2 protein-coding genes and 4 pseudogenes are annotated in these 2,354 nt (G+C 66.2%); 1 reads left to right on the top strand and 5 read right to left on the bottom strand.

Annotation, left to right across the window (positions count from 1 at the left end; all coding sequences use genetic code 11):
- Positions 1 to 225 (bottom strand): annotated as a pseudogene (locus AOK17_RS37615) (MOSC domain-containing protein); the annotation flags it as partial.
- Between the two features lie 247 nt (positions 226 to 472).
- Here AOK17_RS37615 and AOK17_RS54140 point away from each other — a divergent pair.
- Positions 473 to 761 (top strand): endonuclease domain-containing protein (locus tag AOK17_RS54140; protein WP_425424668.1); only part of this gene is annotated, 289 nt, incomplete at its 3' end.
- A gap of 2 nt (positions 762 to 763) precedes the next feature.
- Here the strand turns inward: AOK17_RS54140 and AOK17_RS49245 are convergent.
- The 4 genes and pseudogenes from AOK17_RS49245 to AOK17_RS52825 form a co-directional block, all read right to left on the bottom strand.
- Positions 764 to 1,166: pseudogene (locus tag AOK17_RS49245) on the bottom strand (GH25 family lysozyme); the annotation flags it as partial.
- A 91-nt stretch (positions 1,167 to 1,257) separates the two neighbouring features.
- On the bottom strand, positions 1,258 to 1,409 hold a 152-nt coding region (locus AOK17_RS52815), incomplete at its 5' end, for an L-serine ammonia-lyase, iron-sulfur-dependent, subunit alpha (RefSeq protein WP_245697623.1).
- A gap of 2 nt (positions 1,410 to 1,411) precedes the next feature.
- Positions 1,412 to 1,887, bottom strand: a pseudogene (locus tag AOK17_RS52820) (L-serine ammonia-lyase, iron-sulfur-dependent, subunit alpha); the annotation flags it as partial.
- Between the two features lie 2 nt (positions 1,888 to 1,889).
- Positions 1,890 to 2,354 (bottom strand): annotated as a pseudogene (locus AOK17_RS52825) (serine dehydratase beta chain); the annotation flags it as partial.

Raw genomic sequence — 2,354 nt, forward strand, 5'->3', positions numbered from 1 at the left:
CCCGGCCTCCCGCACCTCGTCGAACAACTCCTCATGAATGAGGTGCACCTGCCGCAGATTCACCTGAGAAGGATCCTTCTCCATCCGGAACCGGTGCTTCACCGTCACCCCGGCATGCACATCCCCCTCCACCCCGAGCCCGGCAAGCAACGTAATACCGTCCCGATTCGGCTTGGAGAACGAATACTTACCGCTGCTGCTGACCGCAGCGACACTCCCACCCATGCTGTGGAGCTCCCCTCTTCCTCACGCTTGCTGTCTGATACCCCTCGACGAGGCCCGTGGAATCTCCAATTCCGACGGACGGGCGCGTTACGCCTGTTCGACTTCCTCGTTGATCGGATGGTACGTCAATCGAACTGTTCGACCGGGGGCTTGAATGAGGGGCTGCGAAGCGAGCGGGAACGGCTGGGCCTGCGGTCGGTCTTCCGAATGGTTTCCGCTCACGAAGGGATTGTGCAGAACCCACTACATGCAGCATCGGAGGGGGAGAGGGCTGGCTCCGATCAACGTTGGACGTGCAGTCGCCGATGAGCGCGTCCGCCTCGGCCAGTACAACGTGACCAGAGGATTCGTCGACCAACTCCTGAGGCTCCAGCAGGGTGGTTGTGCCGTTTGCGCAAGAGCTCACACAGGCGGCAGAGCCATGGACATTGATCACGACCATGGCTGTTGCCCTGGCCCAGGCAGCTGCGGGGACTGCGTGCGAGGGCTCGCCTGCAACAACTGCAACATGCATGGCCTTGGGTGGTACGAAGCTCNNCTGCGTACGAGGTGTCGTCGACGTTCAGCCAGTAGTTCCGGTTGCAATAGAGAACGACCCGATGGTTCGGCCGGAGTTCCTTCACCTTGCGGATGAAGCGGTCCTTTTCGGCGTTGGAGGCGTGGGTGCCGTCGCCCGTTGTCTCCCAGTCGACGGCGAGGATGTCGCCGGCCTTTTCGGGGGCCTTGCTGACGAAGTACTCGGCCTGGGCCGTGAGGTTGCCCGGCCAGAGGAAGTGGTAGAAGCCGACGACGCAGCCGGCGTCACGGGCCCGCTTCGTCTGCGCGCTCAGCTTCGGATTGACGTACGTACGGCCCTCGGTGGCCTTGACGAAGACGAAGGACACGCCTTCGGTGTTGTACGAGGATGACTGGTAGCCGCTGACGTCGATGCCGCGCAGCATGTGGTTCCTCCGTGCGGTGGGGGGACGGGTGCCGGTGTTGCCTGTGGGGGGCAACTTCCTTTGCTCTTCCCCCACTTCGCCCGTCCCATCCTCAGCACTCGATGATGTTCACCGCGAGCCCGCCCCGTGCCGTCTCCTTGTACTTGACGCTCATGTCCGCGCCCGTTTCCTTCATCGTCTTGATGACCTTGTCGAGGGACACCTTGTGGGAGCCGTCCCCGCGCATGGCCATCCTGGCCGCCGNNGGCCATGCCGTTGCGTTCGATGCAGGGGATCTGGACGAGGCCGCCGACCGGGTCGCAGGTGAGGCCGAGGTTGTGTTCCATGCCGATCTCCGCGGCGTTCTCGACCTGTTCGGGGGAGCCGCCGAGCACCTCGGCCAGCGCGCCCGCCGCCATCGAGCAGGCCGAGCCGACCTCGCCCTGGCAGCCGACCTCGGCGCCGGAGATGGAGGCGTTCTCCTTGAAGAGCATGCCGATCGCGCCGGCCGCGAGCATGAAGCGGACCACACCCTCCTCGTCCGCGCCGGGCACGAAGTTGATGTAGTAGTGCAGGACCGCCGGGATGATGCCGGCCGCGCCGTTCGTCGGGGCGGTCACGACGCGCCCGCCCGCCGCGTTCTCCTCGTTCACGGCCATCGCGTACAGAGTGATCCACTCCATGGCGTGGGCCAACGGGTCGCCCTCGGCGCGCAGTTGGCGGGCCGACATGGCCGCGCGGCNNCGCGAGACGCACGCCTGCATCACCCGCCAGATCGCGAGCAGCCCCTCGCGGATCTCGTCCTCGGTGCGCCAGGCCCGCTCGTTCTCCAGCATCAGGGCGGAGATCGACAGGCCCGTCTCGCGGGTGAGGCGCAGCAGCTCGTCGCCCGTGCGGAAGGGGTACTTGAGGACCGTGTCGTCCAGCTTGATGCGGTCCGCGCCCACCGCGTCCTCGTCGACGACGAACCCGCCGCCCACCGAGTAGTACGTCTTCGACAGCAGCTCGGCGCCCGAGGCGTCGTACGCCCAGAGCGTCATGCCGTTCGCGTGGTACGGCAGCGTCTTGCGGCGGTGCAGGACCAGATCGTCGTCGAAGGAGAAGTCGATCTCCTGGTCGCCGAGCAGGGCGAGGCGGCCCGAGGACTTGATGCCCTCGACCCGGTCGTCGGCCCCCTCCACGTCCACCGTGCGCGGCGAGGCGCCCTCC

The sequence above is a fragment of the Streptomyces phaeochromogenes genome, from assembly GCF_001418655.1.
Taxonomy (GTDB): domain Bacteria; phylum Actinomycetota; class Actinomycetes; order Streptomycetales; family Streptomycetaceae; genus Streptomyces; species Streptomyces phaeochromogenes.